At 49.8% G+C, this 19,006-nt stretch carries 16 protein-coding genes; 8 read left to right on the top strand and 8 right to left on the bottom strand.

The features are described from left to right. Positions 1-103: 103 nt before the first annotated feature. Together Enr17x_RS15870 and Enr17x_RS15875 are read left to right on the top strand one after the other, a co-directional pair. Positions 104-550, top strand: a complete 447-nt coding sequence (locus Enr17x_RS15870) for a transposase (protein ID WP_198000603.1) — start codon at positions 104-106, stop codon at positions 548-550. Continuing rightward, positions 547-948, top strand: coding sequence for a transposase (locus Enr17x_RS15875; protein ID WP_145305532.1), 402 nt, complete (start codon positions 547-549; stop codon positions 946-948). Before Enr17x_RS15870 ends, Enr17x_RS15875 begins: the two co-directional genes overlap by 4 nt. 8 nt (positions 949-956) lie before the next feature. Here Enr17x_RS15875 and Enr17x_RS15880 read toward each other — a convergent pair whose 3' ends face one another. Then, positions 957-1,532 carry a sigma-70 family RNA polymerase sigma factor gene (locus Enr17x_RS15880; protein ID WP_145310374.1) on the bottom strand — a complete coding sequence of 192 codons (576 nt, stop codon included), beginning with the start codon at positions 1,530-1,532 and terminating at the stop codon, positions 957-959. 813 nt (positions 1,533-2,345) lie between these two features. Further along, on the bottom strand, positions 2,346-2,918 hold the full coding sequence (locus Enr17x_RS15885; RefSeq protein ID WP_145310376.1) for an alpha-ketoglutarate-dependent dioxygenase AlkB: 573 nt from the start codon (positions 2,916-2,918) through the stop codon (positions 2,346-2,348). A 225-nt stretch (positions 2,919-3,143) separates the two neighbouring features. On the opposite strand from Enr17x_RS15885, the gene Enr17x_RS15890 reads away from it, so the two are divergent. After that, positions 3,144-3,929: a polysaccharide deacetylase family protein gene (locus tag Enr17x_RS15890; protein WP_145310378.1), complete on the top strand. Its 786-nt coding sequence runs from the start codon at positions 3,144-3,146 to the stop codon at positions 3,927-3,929. 139 nt (positions 3,930-4,068) lie between these two features. Here Enr17x_RS15890 and Enr17x_RS15895 read toward each other — a convergent pair whose 3' ends face one another. Next, complete coding sequence (locus tag Enr17x_RS15895) at positions 4,069-5,667, bottom strand: arylsulfatase (RefSeq protein WP_145310380.1); 1,599 nt, start codon at positions 5,665-5,667, stop codon at positions 4,069-4,071. A 240-nt stretch (positions 5,668-5,907) separates the two neighbouring features. Between Enr17x_RS15895 and Enr17x_RS15900 the strand changes: the two genes are divergently transcribed. Then, a complete protein-coding gene (locus Enr17x_RS15900; protein ID WP_145310381.1) occupies positions 5,908-7,011 on the top strand; it encodes a twin-arginine translocation signal domain-containing protein in 1,104 nt (367 codons plus the stop codon). Between the two features lie 69 nt (positions 7,012-7,080). Next, positions 7,081-9,012, top strand: a complete 1,932-nt coding sequence (locus tag Enr17x_RS15905; protein ID WP_145310383.1) for an exo-alpha-sialidase — start codon at positions 7,081-7,083, stop codon at positions 9,010-9,012. Positions 9,013-9,021: 9 nt separating this feature from the next. Here the strand turns inward: Enr17x_RS15905 and Enr17x_RS15910 are convergent, their stop codons facing one another. Next, positions 9,022-10,299 carry a PQQ-binding-like beta-propeller repeat protein gene (locus Enr17x_RS15910; RefSeq protein WP_145310384.1) on the bottom strand — a complete coding sequence of 426 codons (1,278 nt, stop codon included), beginning with the start codon at positions 10,297-10,299 and terminating at the stop codon, positions 9,022-9,024. Positions 10,300-10,655: 356 nt separating this feature from the next. On the opposite strand from Enr17x_RS15910, the gene Enr17x_RS15915 reads away from it, so the two are divergent. The 3 genes from Enr17x_RS15915 to Enr17x_RS15925 all read left to right on the top strand — a co-directional run bounded on the left by Enr17x_RS15915 (position 10,656) and on the right by Enr17x_RS15925 (position 14,332). Then, positions 10,656-11,786 carry a hypothetical protein gene (locus Enr17x_RS15915; RefSeq protein ID WP_145310386.1) on the top strand — a complete coding sequence of 377 codons (1,131 nt, stop codon included), beginning with the start codon at positions 10,656-10,658 and terminating at the stop codon, positions 11,784-11,786. A 168-nt stretch (positions 11,787-11,954) separates the two neighbouring features. Then, on the top strand, positions 11,955-13,241 hold the full coding sequence (locus Enr17x_RS15920) for a Gfo/Idh/MocA family protein (RefSeq protein ID WP_145310388.1): 1,287 nt from the start codon (positions 11,955-11,957) through the stop codon (positions 13,239-13,241). A gap of 50 nt (positions 13,242-13,291) precedes the next feature. Continuing rightward, positions 13,292-14,332: a Gfo/Idh/MocA family protein gene (locus Enr17x_RS15925; protein ID WP_145310390.1), complete on the top strand. Its 1,041-nt coding sequence runs from the start codon at positions 13,292-13,294 to the stop codon at positions 14,330-14,332. Positions 14,333-14,355: 23 nt separating this feature from the next. Here the strand turns inward: Enr17x_RS15925 and Enr17x_RS15930 are convergent, their stop codons facing one another. The 4 genes from Enr17x_RS15930 to Enr17x_RS15945 all read right to left on the bottom strand — a co-directional run bounded on the left by Enr17x_RS15930 (position 14,356) and on the right by Enr17x_RS15945 (position 18,984). Then, entirely contained in the window at positions 14,356-15,825 is a 1,470-nt protein-coding gene (locus tag Enr17x_RS15930) for a sulfatase (protein WP_145310392.1), read from the bottom strand. Between the two features lie 206 nt (positions 15,826-16,031). Beyond that, on the bottom strand, positions 16,032-17,312 hold the full coding sequence (locus Enr17x_RS15935; RefSeq protein WP_145310394.1) for an anti-sigma factor: 1,281 nt from the start codon (positions 17,310-17,312) through the stop codon (positions 16,032-16,034). After that, entirely contained in the window at positions 17,299-17,871 is a 573-nt protein-coding gene (locus Enr17x_RS15940; protein ID WP_232100742.1) for a sigma-70 family RNA polymerase sigma factor, read from the bottom strand. Before Enr17x_RS15940 ends, Enr17x_RS15935 begins: the two co-directional genes overlap by 14 nt. A 507-nt stretch (positions 17,872-18,378) precedes the next feature. Beyond that, positions 18,379-18,984: a c-type heme family protein gene (locus tag Enr17x_RS15945; protein WP_145310396.1), complete on the bottom strand. Its 606-nt coding sequence runs from the start codon at positions 18,982-18,984 to the stop codon at positions 18,379-18,381. Positions 18,985-19,006 lie beyond the last annotated feature (22 nt).

Below are 19,006 nucleotides of genomic sequence, written 5' to 3' on the forward strand. Positions count from 1 at the left end.
CGCTGTAAACCCATAATACTAGAAGCTGTCTCATAACGTCAAAAAAAGTGAACTGTTTGGCGTGATGTTTGCATGTAATGTTCTCCTGAAAGGAGAATTTCTCATGTATATGACGCTGGTCTGGTGGCCCAAACGAAAACGGGTTTCCACAAAAACAGCGTCCAGGACGGAACGCCCGGTCGTTTTGACCGATAAACAATGGTCTTTAGTCGCAAATTTGTTTCCCTGGACTCCCCCTTCCCAAAAAGGAGGACGTCCCAAGGCCCACCCGCGAGATTGCTTGGAAGGCATTCTCTGGATTTTGGTGACAGGAGCGCGCTGGAAAGATTTACCAAAAGAGTATCCCTCTAAAGCGACATGCCATCGACGTTTCCAGCAATGGACGATCGAAGGACGGCTCTTGTCTGCCTGGCAAATCATCTTAGAACGAATGGATGATGCCGGCCAAATTGATTTCTCTGAAACCTTTGCTGATGGCACGTTTGCCTCGGCAAAAAAGGGGGGAGAAGAGTTGGCCCGACTCGTCGTGGCAAAGGCACTAAAATCATGATCTTCGTCGATCGTCACGGGACACCTGTGGCGATCGACACAGAATCGGCCAGCCGTAGCGAAGTCAAGTTGATCGAGCCGCTTCTTGCAAAAAACACATTGCAAAATCGACAACCCGAGCGACTGGTTTATGACAAAGCCGCCGATTCGGACCCGTTGCGCAAACGGCTGATGGAAAATAAGATCGATCTGATCTGCCCGCATCGAAAATCGAGAGTCAAACCGCCGACGCAAGACGGTCGAAAGCTCCCACGCTTCAAACGACGTTGGATTGTGGAACGCAGTATTGCCTGGCTCCACAACTATCGTCGCATTGTCACGCGCTGGGAATATCACGATTACCTCTACGAAAGCTTTGTAATTCTTGGGTGTTTATTTACACTATTAAAAAGGTTTTGAGATGCCCTCTAAACAGTTTGATCTTTGTCTGATTTGATTTTAGAAAATAACCAGGCTCGTGAATATGCCCAGTGACGTGCCGCGGTTGCCCGTGAAATTCCCAGTACTTCAGCTGCTTCCTGTTCACTCAGACCCGCAAAGTAGCGCAGCTTCACCAGTTCGGCTTTCTCCGGGCTTTCCTGTGCGAATTTGGTGAGCGCGGCATCCAACTCCAACAGATCATCTGCTTGATCTAGAGCCGGTGCGGCGATTTCCGGAAGATCAACACGGTCGTGTTCGCCGCCATGCTTGACTCGTTTTTTCCGACGTGCATTCTCAATCAAAATGCGTCGCATCGATTCTGCAGCTGCGGCAAAGAAATGTCCTCGATGATCCCATTGTTGTTCTTCGCCTTCACTACCCATAAGTCGCAGATAGGCCTCATGCACAAGCGCCGTCGCCGTCAACGTTTGCCCGGGTGCTTCGTGAGAAAGCTTATTCCCCGCCAGTTTCCGCAGTTCCGCATACACGATCGGCAATAGTTGATCGGTGGCAGCGACATCGCCCGACTCCATTGCCTGTAATATGCGTGTGACGTCCTGCATGATCACTTTCTCGATAGGACAATTCGTTGACTCAACTGTAGCCGATCTTCCCGGAGGTTTTACGATTCCATAGCACGCTTCAGTGTACCCGGTGATACGACCAATGCAAAGCGCTTTGCTGACTGACACGAGAGCGTTCTTACAGATTATGTCCCTAATAAAAGAACGAAAATCAACTCTTGACCTCGCTGCAACTCGAACGAACATGCGGGCTAAGCGTCGCGCGCGCGAGAGATCACTAGAACAGCGCACACTGATTCCCGATGAGCACTATAAAAACCGCTGATTTCAGAGCAATTTCCGAAAAAGCTGCTCACACGCCCCCCATGTATCATGACGCTTCGAACGACATTCAGAAGCGATCGCAGATGGATCAATTGGTATCGCAAGGGGTTCACAAGGCAATGACGCATCAGATTTTTCTTCATTTTTTTTCTCTAAATTACATCTACAAAACGGAATAGACCTGGCTCTCATTCCAGTTGAGCAAACCGGATAGACTTTCCTGCCTGTTAAATGGAAGAGCCAGAAAACAAAGCGAGCGACATGCTACCGGAAAGACTCAAGAACCCAAAGATGAAAACAACGTAGCAATGCTCATCTGAGCAACATAAAACATCTCGAAAAACCGTAACTGAAAAGATAATCACACGACTGAATTTCGCACTACAAACCAGGGCAATTCAACAAAATAAAGACTTACCTGGTGTCACTGTCGGCTCGTCCGACAGTGCGCGCGAGAACCATTCCTTACACTAATTTAAACTGGTGTGAATATAGATCCAGCCAACGTTTCCAGTAGCGACAGGTTCTTCAGTCCTTCAACACAAACCGAAACGTCAATGAGATCCGTCTTCCCCGAGGCACTCGTTTCCCGTCGATTAAATCCGATTTTCTGGCGGCGATTCCATGCTTCCACTCATAACGAGCCACATCGCTGAAAACCAGCAGGCTGCGGGCCTTCAATGTCTGACTGATTTTCACCTGATCCTTGACTCGTATAAAATCCATACCGACATGCGCCCCCAGGCTGATACTGGCGATCTGCGGACCAAAACAAGGCACACAATCCACATGTGCCGCAATCCCCTGTCCTGGCTCATACTCATTAATAATCACCTGATCAGGAATCGTTTTGAGAACCCCCTCATCAACGAGACGCCCTGCCAGATCTCCGAGAGGTCCCGGGAGTTCACCCAGAAACAATGCCGAATCGATATCCCGTGAAGTATAGTCATAGCGATACCCATAATGCTGCACACGCCGCCTGAGTGTCGTATCCCATGGCTGCTGATCGATCCAGTCAATCAACGCTGCCTCTTCTGCTTCAGACAGATAATCATCCTGCAGTACAAAACCTTCCACCTCATCAATTGAGCTTGTCATGATACAATTCTCCCTACAGACATTCAGCCCCTAATCAGTTACATTACTTCAACTTATGAAGAGGCTTAATGTGTCGAATGAGAATCACAAAATCAAAGTCATTTCCCACTTTTTACTGAAAAAATGACCATTTTATTTCCCAAGCCATTTTTGCCATGCTGTATACGCATCAAACTCTAATTTACGCTATTTATTTTGCACTGTTTATTTGAATTGAGAGCTCATATGCGAATTACATTCCTGCTCCTTTGTTTTTCTCTGCTTTCGGTGCATGCATCTGCAACTGAGAAAACGACCACTCGGAAACCTCTTCCTTCAGCGGGTGTCGTCCTGACGTTTGATGATCGTAATATGAATCAATGGGTCAAACAGATCCCCCTGTTCCAGAAGTACGATGCCAAAGTGACCTTCTTTGTCGATCACTTCCACACTCTCAAGCCACAACAAATCGTTGCACTCAAGCAACTGCAGGCAGCCGGCCATGCAATTGGCTGCCATGGCGTCAAACATCGTAAAGCAGTCGACTTCGTCCGAGAGCACGGCATCGAACGATATCTGCAGGACGAAATCAACCCTGCGGTAAAGCGTATGACCGACGCCGGCATAAAGCCGACTGCGTTCGCTTATCCCAGCAGTTCCCGAAACGAAGAAATCGATCAGGCATTACTCAAAACATTCCGTCATCTCCGCGGCGGCACCGGCTTGGCCCCGAACCAACGCATGCGTGATCTCAAACCGATTTTTGTTCCTGTCGATCAGATCCAACAGACCGGTTGTCTAATTGGCACCGGCATCGATTACGCCGACACCGAGAAACGTCCCCACTATCTGACCGAAGTCAAAGACGCGATGGATCATGCCAAACAACGAGGCGAGATCGTCATCTTCTACGCCCACAACATTAGTGACAATGGCCCCGGCCATCACCTGTCCCCTAAGGCACTTGAAGAGATTCTGGCACACGCCCAACAGATCAATCTGCCCACCTTAACCTACGACGACCTGCCGTAATTAATAAAATTGGGACCTATTGATACAACAAATTATCCCACATCCGGGTGCCACTGTCGGCTGGCCCGACAGTGCGCGCGAGAATCATTCCTGACCTCTCCCTAAGAAGAATTGAATCAATATCGACTGTTTCAGAAAGCTATTTCTTCCCTTTCAACTTCGATTTCAACTCCACCTTGTCAGCCCAGGCAAACCAGTCTTGTGCCATTTGTTTCACACGGTCCGGATGTTGTGCTGCCAGATTGTTCGTCTCGCACCGGTCGGCGCTGATATCATACAGTTCCCATTCTTTAACCTGCGTATCCCAGACCAGTTTCCACGGTCCCTGCCGCAATGCTCGGTTTCCCGACCAGTACCATGCCAGTGAATCGTGCAGCGTTTTTGCTTCCCCCTTTAAGAGAGAGAGCATGCTTTTTCCCTCCAGAGGCAAAAGCTCATGTCCCTGATAGGTCTTGGGATAGTCCGTTCCTGCCATCTCCAGAAAAGTCGGCATCAGATCGATAATATGAGCCGGGCTCCGGTTGATCGTATCCGCGGGAATATGCCCCGGCCACCACGCGATACAGGGAGTCGAAATGCCCCCTTCATGCACCCACGACTTATAACGGCGAAACGGTGAATTCTGTGCCCAACCCCAGGAGGGTCCCACGGCGACATAGTCGTCTTTCGGCCCCGGTCTGCGAACCTTCGGATCACGTCCGCCGGGCTCCTCACTGCAACCACCGTTATCAGAGAGAAACAACACCAGCGTATTGTCCAACTGTCCGGTCTCTTTGAGAGTCGTCATGATTCGACCGATGTTCTGATCCATACAGTCAATCATGGCCGCATAGACGGCCATGCGCAGATCTTCAAATTCATGATCCGCCGTTTCCCAGTCGTACGTCCGGCTGTCCCCTTCGGAAAGCGACCAGTTCTTCCCCGCCAGCCCCATTTCCTGCAGACGTTTCCAGCGATCCTTCCGCATCTGATCCCAGCCCATTTTGAATTTGCCGACATACTTTGCGATGTCTTTCGGCTTCGCATGCAGCGGATAATGCGGGGCCGTATAACACAGATGAATAAAAAACGGTTTGTCTGCTTTACTGTAACGCTGAATCATTCCCAGCGTGTGATCAGTAAATGCGTCCGTCGTATAATAGCCGTCCTTGAATTCGGTGACCGCTTTGTCATCCTGCCCGAAACTACGAATGCCGGCCCGTTTGTACGGCGGATCAGAAATCGTCGGGTCAAAGAAATTGCAGCAGCCGTCTAAGACGCCGTAATAGGAATCAAAGCCGCGAAAAAAAGGATGTGTCGTTTTGTCATAGCGATCAATCCAGCCACCGGGATACTTGCTTTTCGCATAACCTTTCGTTCGCATCAGATGCCATTTCCCACTGAGCCCCGTCTGGTAGCCGGCTACTTTCATCGCCTCGCCCAGTGTGACCATGTTCTGCCTTAGATGTCCCCCTTTGCCAAAGCGGGGATACAGGCCCGTCAGAATGGAAGCACGTGTGGTCGTGCATTTGGCGTTGTTGTAGAACTGAGTAAACCGCATCCCTTCACGGGCCAGTCGATTCAGGTTCGGCGTCTCGACTTCCCCGCCGTAACAACCGATATCAGAGAACCCCATATCATCGCACATGATCAGAATGATATTTGGCTTCTCTGCCGCCTGGAGAAACGTTGTCTGTATGCAGAGGATGAAGAACAGACACAGAAAGACATTAAGTCGGCGAGAGCGCAAATTCGGCATAGTACTGCTTTATTTTAGGATGTGACTATGGAACATGGTAAAAAAGGTCCTCTTATTGTAAGCACTCTGGAGACAGGACTCAAACAATGATCTTTCCCATAGAACCGGTTCCCAGGAAATCCGGTAAGATCTGAGTTCCGAATTGATCTGGCTTTCTCGACCGGTTACAGTTTAAGGAACATTTATCAACTCTGAATCCCAGTTAAAAACTCCCTCTATCGCCGCTCCAGGAGATCAAACATGAGTCAATCGAAACGGACACAAACACGTCGCGACTTTTTGAAAACCACTGCAGCCGGGACGACGGTTGCTCTGTTTGGCGCTCCCGCAATTCACGCCGGCACTAAAACGGACTCGCGAATTGTGCTCGGTTCAGGTGACTATCAATACGAAGTCCAGCACAACTGTGTCAAATTACCATCTAAGTTCACCTGGCAGACAACGCACAATGTCGCCGTGGATAAAGACGGTTTCCTGTATGTGATCCATGAAGGCCGCGCCAATCAGACAGATCACCCTTCCATTTTCGTCTTTGATCCGAACGGAAAATATGTCCGTTCATTCGGCAAACAGTTTCAGGGAGGTGGTCACGGTCTGGAAGTCCGCCAGGAAGGCAATGAACAGTTTGTCTACGTCACCGCCTATCAGCACCTGAAGACCTTCGCCAAGCTCGACCTGAAAGGGGAAACCGTCTGGCAGAAATATGCACCGATGGAATCCAAAGTGTATGCGGAAGGCGAAGCCGAACACCCGAAAAAAGTCTGGGGCCGTGATCGATTTCTGCCGACTAACTTTGCCTTTCACAATGACGGCGGGTTTTATCTGGCCGATGGTTACGGTGCCTACCAGATCCACCGCTACGACAAAGACGGCAAGTGGCAGTTCGCCTTCGGTGGAAAAGGCAAGGAAGACGGCAAATTCAATCTGCCGCACGGCCTCTGGATTGATGACCGTCCGGGAAGGGACGCCTCGGTCGTCGTCGCCGACCGGGCCAATGCCCGCCTGCAGTGGTTCACACTCGACGGGAAACATCTGGAAACCATGACCGGCTTCATCCTACCAGCCAACCTGGATACACACAAAGAAGTTCTACTCGTCCCTGACCTGGCATCGCGTATTACGCTCCTGGGGCCCGATAACAAAGTTATCGCGCATCTGGGTCAGGACCCGGAATGGGAAAAAGTGATGAAATCTGCCAAACCCCGCATGCGGGAAACACCAGACAAATGGCAGGCCGGCCGCTTCGTACATCCACATGACGCCTGTTTTGACCAGGACGGCAATATTTTTGTCGCCGAATGGGTCGCCACAGGACGCATCACGAAACTGAAACGACTCGGCTAGTCTCACCGAATAGCTCACCATAAGATTTAAAGCGCAATTTTCACGTTCACCTTCGGAAGAAGAAACACCATGAAACGAACAGCGATCCTCTCCGCTCTGACCCTGATTTTATTCTCGTTTTCCCTGCAGGTACTAATGTCAGCGAATCAGCCACAACCTGCGAAAATCAAATTAAGCCCGGAAACAGAAGCGCGCTGTCTGGAAGTACTGCGGGAAGCCATTCGCAGCGATGAGTTCTGGCCTTCCATGCACGCGGCCGAAGCACTCACGCTCGCTGGTAAGGGTGCTGAAGTACGTGCCATTGTGGAACCAAAACTGAAGACGGAAAAAGACGATCAACATCGCTGCGGCCTCGCCCGGGAACTGGTACGCGCCGGCGACCGCTCCAAAGCGGCAATCATGTTCCAGATTCTGGCAGGCAAAGATCCGCACGGACACGTACATGCCTGCGAATCGTTATACAAAGTCAATGAGCTGGGCGATGGCGTTTTGATCCGTGAAGCAATGAAGTCAGAGAATCCCAAAAAAGCCATGATGGCAGCCGCCCTGCTCTGTCGCTGGGGAAATCCGGAGGCATTTAAAGTAGTTCGAAAGTATTTGAATGATCCTGACGTGAGCATTGCCGCCACTGCAGCCTGGATCATTGCCCGTGTGGGAGACAAACAGGACATCCCCGCTCTGAAAGCAAACCTGAAACGAACCGATGATCCGTTTCAGCGCGCGTATTTCGAAACCGCACTGGCCATGCACGGCGATCCGGAAGGTTTACAGGCAATTCAAAGGAACCTCTCCAGCGATAACGCGGCCGTCAAAACCTATTCCGCGATCTTTGCCGGCGAAGCAGGTGCCAGCAATCTGAAAGAAAAACTGAAGAAACAACTTAATGACGAGAATCTCGACGCGCGTGTCCGTGCCGCACAGGCACTGGTTGTCCTGGCTAAAAAAGATCAGTATCCCAAAAACGAAATCGTCGTGAACGATGTTTACGAATTTTCAAAGGAACACCCTCGCTATAGTGAAGGCTCGATTCTGCCTTTAAAGGATGGCACTCTGCTCTACGCTACAACGCAGTTCATCGGCAGCGGTTCCGACTTCGCTACCGCCCGAATTATTGCAAAAAAATCAACCGACGGCGGGAGAACCTGGAGCAAACCGCATGTCTTGCAGGAGAATACCGGAAAGAAAAACGTCATGTCGGCCACGCTGCGTTACCTGGCAGGACCAATGCACGAAAAACGCCCTATTGGATTATTCTACCTCAAGAAAAATACACTCTCCGATCTGAAAGCATTTCTGAAAGTCTCCCACGACAATGGAAAAACATTTGGATCGCCGATTGAAATCACTGCTCCCCCCGGCTATCACGTGATGAACAACGACCGGATTACGATTCTCTCATCGGGCCGCTGGCTGGCACCGGTCGCTTCAACTGCCGATGTGCAGAAGTCAAATCATTTTGTCTCGACCTGTTTCATTTCGGATGATCTGGGAAAAACCTGGCGTCAATCCAAAGGAAGCGTCGATTACGCAAAACGGGGCGCGATGGAACCGGAAGTCTTTGAATTAAAGGACGGCAAGGTGCTGATGCTCTTCCGCACTCAGTCCGGTCACATTGGTTCCAGTATTTCCAGTGACGGCGGAGATCACTGGGGCAAACCGGGTTTCTGGGGCGTGCGAGCGCCTGAAGCCCCTGCCACTCTCCGCCGCATTCCTTCGACTGGGGATTTGATGTTGATCTGGAACGACAACTTTGAACCGGGCGCAGGCCACAGCGGCAAACGTACGCCGCTCACCGTTGCCATCAGCGATGATGAAGGTGAGACCTGGAAGCACAAAAAGAACCTGGAAACCGATCCAGAACACACGTATTCCTACATCAGTCTGACGTTCCATCAAGGGAGAGCCATCATGAGCTATTACGTCGGCGATGCCGACCATAAAATCTCATCCCGCTTCCGCTCCATTCCGCTGGCCTGGTTCTACCAGCCTGAGTCAGATTAAGGAACGAACTTACTTTCCGATGCAGTACAACATTTCCTGACGTTTACTATCGATTTCTTCTGAAACCCGCATGAAGATCCGGCTGTCACAAAACGTCGGTGTGGCGAAGACTTCCGTTCCCAGTTTATTTTCTGCCAGCAGTTCGAATTTGTTGGGATTCGCCTTGAAAATGTAAGTCTCGCCCCCTTCGTTGGTCACATAAATCCGGTCTCCTACCAGAACGGGTGACGAGCTGAACGTGCCGCCCAGGCGTCCCTTCCAGACCTGTTTGCCGGTCTTCACGTCCCAGCAGATGGCCACGCCGTTATCGGTGACTGAAAAGATGTGGTCTCCTTTGATCAACATTGAAGGCACATACATGCGGGTACTATTTTCCCAGACCACTTCTCCCGAACCGTCGGCTTTGACGGCTGCCATATGATTTTTAGGATAACCGCCACTGGTCAGTATCAGTTCTCCATTGGTCACCGTGGACGTCACACATTCCGTTGTCGCGCCTTCAATCTCCCACAGTTTTTTCCCGGTGAGCGGTTCGATGCCCGTTACCAGATCACAGCCCGTCATCAGGACCTGTTCTTTGCCAGCGACATTCAGAATGATCGGCGATGGATAATTGGGTGTTTTGGGACGATCAATTTTCCAGACAACTGAACCATCGGCCCGATTCAGGGCAGCCACTGCACCGCCCCCTTTATTATCAGCCGACACAATTACCAGTGAATCATAAATCGCCGGTGAAGAACCATAGCCTTGATGAATAATATAATCCGTGATTTTCGTTTGCCACAATTGTTTACCATCCAAAGACAACGCCGTCGTATACGCGGCTCCATCATTAATGAAATTGATAAATAATCGTTTGCCGTCACAGGCAACAGTCGATGAAGCATGCGTCGACTTTTTATTCCCCTTCTTACTGAACCCCCCTTTGTGAATGATCGTTTTCCAGACCTGTTTTCCCGTCGCGCGATCATAGCAGAGAACAAACTGTGTTTCCGTTTCCGTATCTGCTGAAGCCAGATAGATCCGATTACCGACCACCGTGGGCGAACTATAGCCCCGTCCAGGAACCGGAGTCTTCCAGATGATGTTTTCGGTCTCACTCCATTTTAACGGCGGATTCTGATTCGGGTTTGCAATTCCATTCCGTTGCGGCCCACGCCACCATGGCCAATCCGTCGATTTCACTTTAATCGAAGCTGTAGATACCACCTGCTTTTCGCCCGCGGATAATAAGGCCGGCTGACAGAATATCAAGGTCAGACAAACAACGAGAAACCGATTCATGGGTGTGCTTTCTAAAGGAAGGACAGCTTGGAGGAAACGGGACATTGACGTGAATCAATCTCAGAGAACGCAATTTATTGTAAACGCTCTGATATCAACCGCAAGCGCAGTCAGACTGTCCCCCTGAGAAAATAAGCACCCGTGCAGGAATAACAGAGGATTTTAACTCAGTTTAAGCACATCTCAAGCATTAACCTCTGCCTCTTTACATCGCGTTTAAAAAACTTCCCCCCGAATTTATTGCTTGATCCACAGGTTCAGATTGATACCTTAGAGTGAAATTCATGGCATTTCATTATTTATAACTTATCTTCGTTTTCCCGATGTTGCTTCTCCTTCGCTAGATTGGAAATCCGATGTTAACGATCCTCTATGTCGCTCTGGGTGTGATTCTCGGTTTTGTGATTCTCATCCTGATTATCTGGTTTTGGCTGAAATATAAATTCCGTAAGTTCACGTCCCGATTTGCGGAAGAACTAGCGGACGCATTCAAAAATGCAGGCGGCTTTGCTCCCCCATTACGTATCGACCTCGAACCAATGGACGAACCGGAATGGACCGATAGCGAAAAAATAGCAATGCTCTCTGCCGCTCTGAATGAGGCAGGCTATGCACCAGATGGACTTTATGAAGCCTATGCCCCAGTTCATATTAAGATTCAGGGATTCAAAAACAGAAATCTGCCTGGTTTTGCAGCCCTTTATGAAATAGACCAGATCGGCGCGATTCATCTGGATCTGGTTTGCGAATATTCTGATGGCACACATGTCACGGTCAGCACGGCTCCTGACGACGGCATGGACCATCCGGAATTCTCAACAATGATTCGCCTGTCCCACCTGGACCTTTCCAAACCAGAACAGGTTCAGGAGCTCTACCAACGGATGCAGGAAGAAATCAACGGAAAAACGATGGTCGACCAGACGAACCGATCATTTGAAGAGGTCTTCGAAAATTCCTGGGCACGCTCTATGGACTGGCGTATCGAACGCGGTGGCATCACGACCGCAGAAATCATCCGGGTTGCTGAAATCAATGGTCAACCAAAACCATCGCAAGAAGAAATTGAAGTGGCAAAATTTCCCTGGAAGGAACAGATCGACTCTTTCATTACAGACCAGATTCGCAAAAGCTACCTTAAAAACACAAACATGTCGGGTGATGAATGGGAAGAAACACTCGATCGCTTAGTCATTGTTCACGAAAAATCAGACCCCACGCGTTTGATTTCAGAGCTGGCAGACATCATCACATATGACAATGACCTGGATGAGGAGGAAGAGGACGGTGAAGATCCCTACTTAAAAATGGAGCACCAGTTGAAAGCCGTCTTTGATTCGGAACCGTCCGTTATTGATGGTTTCCGCAAGGCGATGGAATTACTGCCTCCCAGAAAAGAATATACACATCACGGCTCTACCGAAACTCCGTGGAGAAGCGAAGTGTACCTCTCTCCTAATTTCTATGATGACGAAAACGATTTTTAATACTACCTCACTACAGCTCGTCCCTTGGTTTTGCTGATATGCTCTCAAGCGGAAAGATTCTCAAGGCAGCATCAATAACGCTTGATGTATCATTCTTCCAATTGGTACGATGGAACCAATATCGCGTGTAAACAATCCATTCCAGCATCCCCTTAGAGGAGAACCGTTATGAGCAACGTCAACCGTCGCACGTTTATGGGAGCATCTCTTATCTGGGTGGGAGCATCGGCACTGGGACAGGCCGCAGTTTCTGCTAACGAAAAAGTCAATGTGGCACTCGTCGGCTGTGGTGGTCGCGGGCGCGGGTTGGGAAGCTGGTTCTCAAAACTGCCCGACAGTCAACTGGTCGCAGTTTGCGATCCCGATCAAAGCCGCAGTGGCCAGATGGCAGATCAGATCGAAAAATCGGGCGCCAAACGCCCCAGGCTGGTAGAAGATTTTCGCTCGCTCCTTGACGGAAATGAAATCGATGCGATTGTCATTGCTACCCCCGATCATTGGCACACGCCAGCCGCGATCCTCGCCTGTCAGGCCGGGAAAGACGTGTATGTCGAAAAGCCCTGCTCTCACAATATCCATGAAGGACGGCAGTTGGTAAATGCCGCCCGTAAATATAAACGTGTGGTCCAGCATGGTACCAACCTGCGATCGACCCCCGTCTACGAAAAAGCCTGGAAACAGATTCAGGACGGCGTGATCGGCAAAGTGAAAATGGTTAAAGCCATCAACAATCAACGCCGTGCCCTTTATCCCCCCCGCCCGAACGAACCCGTTCCCCAAGGAGTCAACTATGATCTCTGGCTGGGGCCTGCTCAAAAACGACCGTTCAACCGCAACTGTTTTCATACATCCTGGCACTGGAACTGGGATTTTGGAACCGGCGACATCGGCAATGACGGCGTGCATCAAATTGATATCGGACGCTGGGGCATGAATCTGAAAGCACCGAATGCGGTCTCCTGCAGTGCCGCCAAACTCGGCTCGAAAGGAGATGCCCAGGAAACGCCTGACACCATGGTCGTGACCTGGGAATACGATGACCTGCTCTACGTCTACGAACAACGCGATTTCACCCCGTATCGTATGCAGGCACATCGCTACGATAACGACAACATCTTTTACGGCGATAAAGGCTTCATGATGGTCGATCGATCGGGCTATCGCATCTTCTTCAAACACGAACGGGGCCCCGCTTTCGAACAGAAGTGGCAGGACACACCTACACATTATCAAAACTTTATTGATTGCGTGAAAACCAGAAATTCACAAAACCTGCTGGCAGAAATTGAAGAGGGACACTACTCGGCCCTGCTCAGCCACCTCGGAAACATTTCGTATCGCACCGGTCGACGTCTGGTATTTGATCCCCAAACCGAAACGTTCCCGGAAGATAAAGACGCCAACCAGTATCTGACGCGTGACTATCGGGACGGCTTCGAACTGCCGCAGGTTTAATCATACAAAATTCTTCAACAACGAGCTTCCAATAGCGAGAAAGCAGATTCATGGCAGACAAAGCAAAAGTAGCGCTCATTATAAGTGAAACGTCTGCGCATCTTGGCGCGTATTTTCCAGCTCTTGCTTCCTGTGAAGAGATCAGCGAAGTGATTCTCAGTGATGAAGGTCAAAAGCACGTCGCGTCAGCCCGCCAGAAACTGGGCGATAAACTCACGCGCGTGTATAACAGCCCTCAGGAACTGTTCAAAAAAGAAAAACCGGACATGGCGTTGATCACCCTCGAAGCCGGCAAGGCTCCCGCAGCCATTGATCTCGCGCTGGAACATGGCTGCCCCGTCTTTGCCGAAAAACCCGCCTGCACGAATATAGATGCCTTTGAAGCGTTGGTTCAGAAAGCAGACTCGAAACATCTCAATTTAATGCTGGCACTCGCAAACCGCAACAATCCTGAAGTCAAAGCCGCCCGCCGGATGATCCGCAAAGGAACATTCGGAAAAATTTACGGCATCGAACTCAATTTCATCGCCGATCAGACTCGCTTAACGAGTAAAAGCTATCAGGCCGGCTGGTTCGCACAAAAAAAACGTGCTGGTGGCGGTCACCTGATCTGGCTCGGCATTCACTGGCTCGACCTGGGAATGTATATCACCGATTCCAAAATCACCGATGTCAGCGGCTTTATCACCAATATCGGCGGGCAACCAATCGACGTGGAAGATTCAGCGGCCCTCAGTCTGAAATTTGACAAAGGCTTTCTGGGCACAATGACTTCAGGTTATTACATCAATCGGGGCAAACAGTCACTGATTAAAATCTGGGGGTCCAAAGGCTGGCTGGAAATGGATTACTCCACCGGTAAATATCTGCAATGGTCACTCTATGCTGACAAACCGGGAACCGTACATAAATTTGAGGAGCCGATTCAACCACGCGGCTATTCACCGTGTGTCCATGCCGCCGTCAGATCTGTGCTGGATAAAGAACCGCCCACACTCGACAGCCACGATAGTCTGCAGGTATTACGCACGATCTACGCCGCCTATAAAGCAGCCGAAACAGGACAAAGCCAGAGCATTCGCGTCGATTAAATTCAAACGTCGACCGGCATCGGTTACTTCTGCGTATAAGAATGCCCCAGATCATTCGTACGAATGTCTTTCAACTTCGCTGCCAGCCGTTCCTGAAACACAGCGACGGTCAACGCATATTCGGGTTTCCCAACCAGATTCGTAAACTGCTGTGGGTCCTTTTCCATATCGTACAGCTCAGCACCGGCGGAAGCGTCTTCTTTGTATTGAATATAGGCCCAGCGATCATCACGCAACAGAAATCCACGATTTCCCTTCCCCCGCGGGTCCACACTAAAGGCAGCATCACGCACGCGCAGGCTCGGATTATCCAAAAGGGGGGCGAGATTTTTGCCTTGAATATTTTCGGGAACCTTCAAACCACACAGGCTGCTTAGTGTGGGGTACAAATCGAGCAGTTCGGCGAGTGAATCACAAACCGCAGGTTTCTTGCCGGGCACACTGATAATCAACGGCACCTTCGCCGACTCTTCATGCAAACTGACCTTAGCCCAGAAGTCATGTTCCCCCAGGTGATAGCCATGATCGCTGGTGAAAATCACAATCGTCTTATCTTCAATCCCCGCCCTCTTGAGTGCATCAAGTACCTTGCCAACCTGTGCATCCATATAAGCAACAGACGCCAGGTAACCGCCAACGGCTTTCTTCTGCCGCCGCAAATCCATTTTCATGTTCACGCTGGTTTTATAATTGATGCCAAATTTCGGAATGTCGTCCCAGTCGCCCGGATATTTTTCAGGAAGAACGTGCTTACTGTAAGGCTTATAGGGTGGGTAATAAGACCGTGGTGCCACAAAAGGAACATGGGGTCTCACAAAGCCGACTCCCAGAAAAAACGGTTCGTCTTTGTGGGTCTCAATCAACTCTACTGCTTTCTTTGCAGTCTTGCCGTCGGAGTGCACCAGGTCATCACCGTCCGCTTCGACAACGACAAACGTATTGCCACCCACCGCAGGCTTTTTGCCATCGGGATTGTTTTCCAGCGTCTCCCCGTCGCCGGGCGCTTTCCATTCGGGCCCCTGGCTGTTAAATCGCTCCGCCCACGAGGCAGGATCGTCAGTGCCATTACTTCCTTTTTCAATGTCACCCGGCACTCCCATGTGATAAATCTTGCTGACGCGCGCCGTGTAGTAGCCGTTATTTTTAAAATGCTGTGACCAGGTTGCCCGGTCACCAATATAGGATCTCGGACTGACATAACCAAAAGCCTTCGAGGCATGTGGATAATAGCCCGACATGAACGAAGCCCGGGAAGGACCACAATACGTGGCCTGGCAATAAGCGTGCGTAAAGCGCGTGCCCTTAGCGGCGATCGAATCGATATTAGGCGTTTGGCAGACCTTGTTCCCATAGCAGGAAAGGGCCGTCGAAGTCAGATCGTCCGAAATGATGAACAGCACATTATATTGAGGAGCGGCTGCTTGAGCAGTGTTTGAAAACGAAATAAGCCCCAAAAACAGGAAGGCAAAAAGCGGCAGGCAGGATTTTTTCATCTGTTTTCCTAATCAACGGAAGCAGGGAAACGGCGGGAGCTCTCTTGAGAGACGTCTATCCCATTCTATGGTTCTAGTTTCTGACCAACAACTCATCAGTGGCTGTAAGGAATCACAGAATGCGTATCATTCATTGGATACGATCGACGCACACCTGTCAACACAATTGCTTCAAGAGCAAGAAACGAAACACGATGGCAATTTGCTCAGTCAAGCTCGCTGGCGGGGATCACATCAACGAACGAGACGCCGACACGCAGTTCGTCAAAGTCTGTCGAATAGCGACTGACAATTTTGACCCGTTCGATTCTCAAGTCCGGCGCCATTAACCGCAGGTCGACTTCATCCAGATCGGGAATCCGGTTTAACGGCGGGTTTAGCCAAAGGTCGACTTCTTCGGCCCCAGGGCGGAATAAAATCCGTACCACAAACAGCACCGCCTGCCCCGATAGAACATCACTGGAAGCCGTATTGATTTCCGTGCCATTTACCTGCCCTGCAGCAGCCCAGTTACCCCGAACGGCTGAAGCCAGTTTACCGATTCTCAGACTCGACTCATTATTTCCGAAATCAAGATAGGCATAACGCCCGTCTCCGGCGTTGTCACAGGACTGTGCCATGAAGCTGAGCCAGAGAATTTCGCCATCCGCGCCGAATCCTTTATCGTCGGACAATGCATAAGGAACCTGCAAAAGATCGATGTGCCGCACCGAGACAGATTCTGCTGTATCTCCCGAACGGTATTGCCCCCCTTTGGTCAACAGCATATTCCCATGCTGGTCTGAGAAACCAAGCGGCCCGAACAGCCTCATATCATTCTTCCCCTGATTCTGTTTTTTGGGGTCCTGAATAATTGAGGATAACACTTTACTTTGATCGCGCCAGGGACCGGACCAGCCGATTCCTCCATCCAGATCATTCACCCCATCCGATTCTTTCTCAACCAACATTTCGGGAGAATAATCGAAGCCTTCATATAAAAATGGTTGAGCCGCCTTTCGTGCCATCAAAAAAGATTTCCGGGCATAATCAGACTCAAACGTGATTGCTTCGAATGCCTTATCTTCATCATAGGGAATTTGAAAATCCTTGATGAACATGACAGTCAGATTGATTGTCGAAACAATACCGATCCCCACCAGGAGAAACCAGCGCCATGTGAGCAAGGGACTCCGTTTCTCTTTCAAAGGCCGTTTGCGAGCCGTTCTCGTTTGAGGTTGTACTTCTATTTCCGTATCGGAAGGAAGAACCAACGGTTCTTTTTGTCGCGATTCCAGTTCACGGGCCTGGGCATCACCAATCGAACGCACCTGAAAACGCTGCCTCAAGTACGAATGTAGAAAAACGCGGCGAAACGCCTGATCGGCATTCTGGCCGTCGGTCTTAATCCACTCTTCCAGCCTCTGTGCTTCTTCCGGAGAAAGCGTTTCGCCATCCAGGTAAGCATCGATATTTTCGAGCGCGGTGCTTTCTTTAATTTCCGACATTCGCTTCACCAGAGGCCCGTTTTTGAACACAATCCATCAGGGTTGTACGAATTCGAGACAGGGTCACTCGAACTGATCCTGTCGAAGTTCCCAGCTCCGTTGCAATTTGCTTGGGTTTCATATCATCTGAATATCGCAAACCCAGTAAACGTCGGGAACGCTCTGTCAATTGCCCCAGACAATACTCCAGTAAATCCCGCTCTTCGGTCATCAGCTGCTGCACCCGGGAACAGGCATCTGCCAGAGCATCCATCGCCTCTCCCATAAACAGGACACGGTCACGCCGTTTGCCTCGATAGAAATCTGCAATTTTGATTTTCGCTATCCACAAAGCCCAGGGAAGAAAGGGACGCGAATTATCATATTCGTCATATCGCAATGCTACTTCTGCGGCCACCTCTTGTAGCAGATCTTCCGCGTCACTGAACTGAGGCGTTGATGCTACAACGAATGCCATCAGCGAAGGTTGAACCTTCACCCAGTTCCGCGCCAGTTCGGCACGACTTTGTGCAGAATCAGTTTGAAGTGTTGTTGTCTGTGTCGCATCCATCGGGCACATGCGTCTTCTCTTTTAGCAGTTAATTTTATTATCTAAATTTTCAGATCATCGAAATAACGAGGGTTAACTCTGAACTGACAAACAAGTAATAGCAATATTTTATATTGTAGTAGAATCTATTAAGAATTGATGAAGATCGTGAAGAAGTTTGAATCAATCAAATAAAAAATTGAGTCTCAAACAATTTTGCTTTTTTTTGAAATTAGTTGTTAACGTTTTGAGGTCTTCTGCGATATACAATTGAGGGCAAGTTCACTTGCTGAGTAAACAGGGCATCAAAATCTCGTTATGGCTGCGAAAGCACACCATGAACAAATCTCTGCCTGAATCGCATGCCACTTGATTCACGAAAAAAACGAGGTCAACACGAGAGTGACGCCTGTTTTCTACGCAATGAAGCCACGAAAGCTTCCATAAAACGGTCAATGCCTCATTGGGCGATTTATGAAACAACGTCGAGTCCCTTCTGGATTACTCACACAAATCGTTTCACATTACGCGCCACCGTCAATCCTGTTTGACAGGAATCGAGATCACCAGACCGGCAAATCGATCACGTTTATTTTTATTGGCGCTGAATCCAAGATGACACCCCAGGCATCCGTTGTTCATTAATGAGATTGCAACAGCCCGCCGATATACGCCTTTTTCCACACGCTCATATTCGTGCTTGCCTGCAGAGATCTCTTTCGCTGCCTGCTTCTCAAACTCCCCTTCCGGTTCGTGATCGATGCTCATCGCCTTGGCATTCACAGCGATCCATTTCGCCTTGATATTTTCCTGCTGCGCAATGTCAGCAAACATGTCTTCCATAACACGTGCAGGCACATTCGCTCTGTCATGAAAAAAGTAATGATGGTGCATCGCATCCAGAGTCGTCGCGTAAATATTATGCGTCAGCTTCGCTCGCTGGCGTGCTTCTGCAACCGTCACCAGACGCTTCACCTTCGTTCGTTTCTCTTCTTTTTTCGTTACAGGAGCCGGCTTTTTCACTTTCGGACGCGATTGACTCTTCTCCACCTCAGGAGGGCCGGCAAACACAGCAACCGCAATACTCAAGATACTCACCCCGGCAATTGCCGAACAAACTTTGACTGGCACTGGGAAAGACATTCGATTGCTCCTGTATTCTGTC

Origin of the sequence: Gimesia fumaroli (assembly GCF_007754425.1) — a bacterium.
Taxonomy (GTDB): Bacteria; Planctomycetota; Planctomycetia; order Planctomycetales; family Planctomycetaceae; genus Gimesia; species Gimesia fumaroli.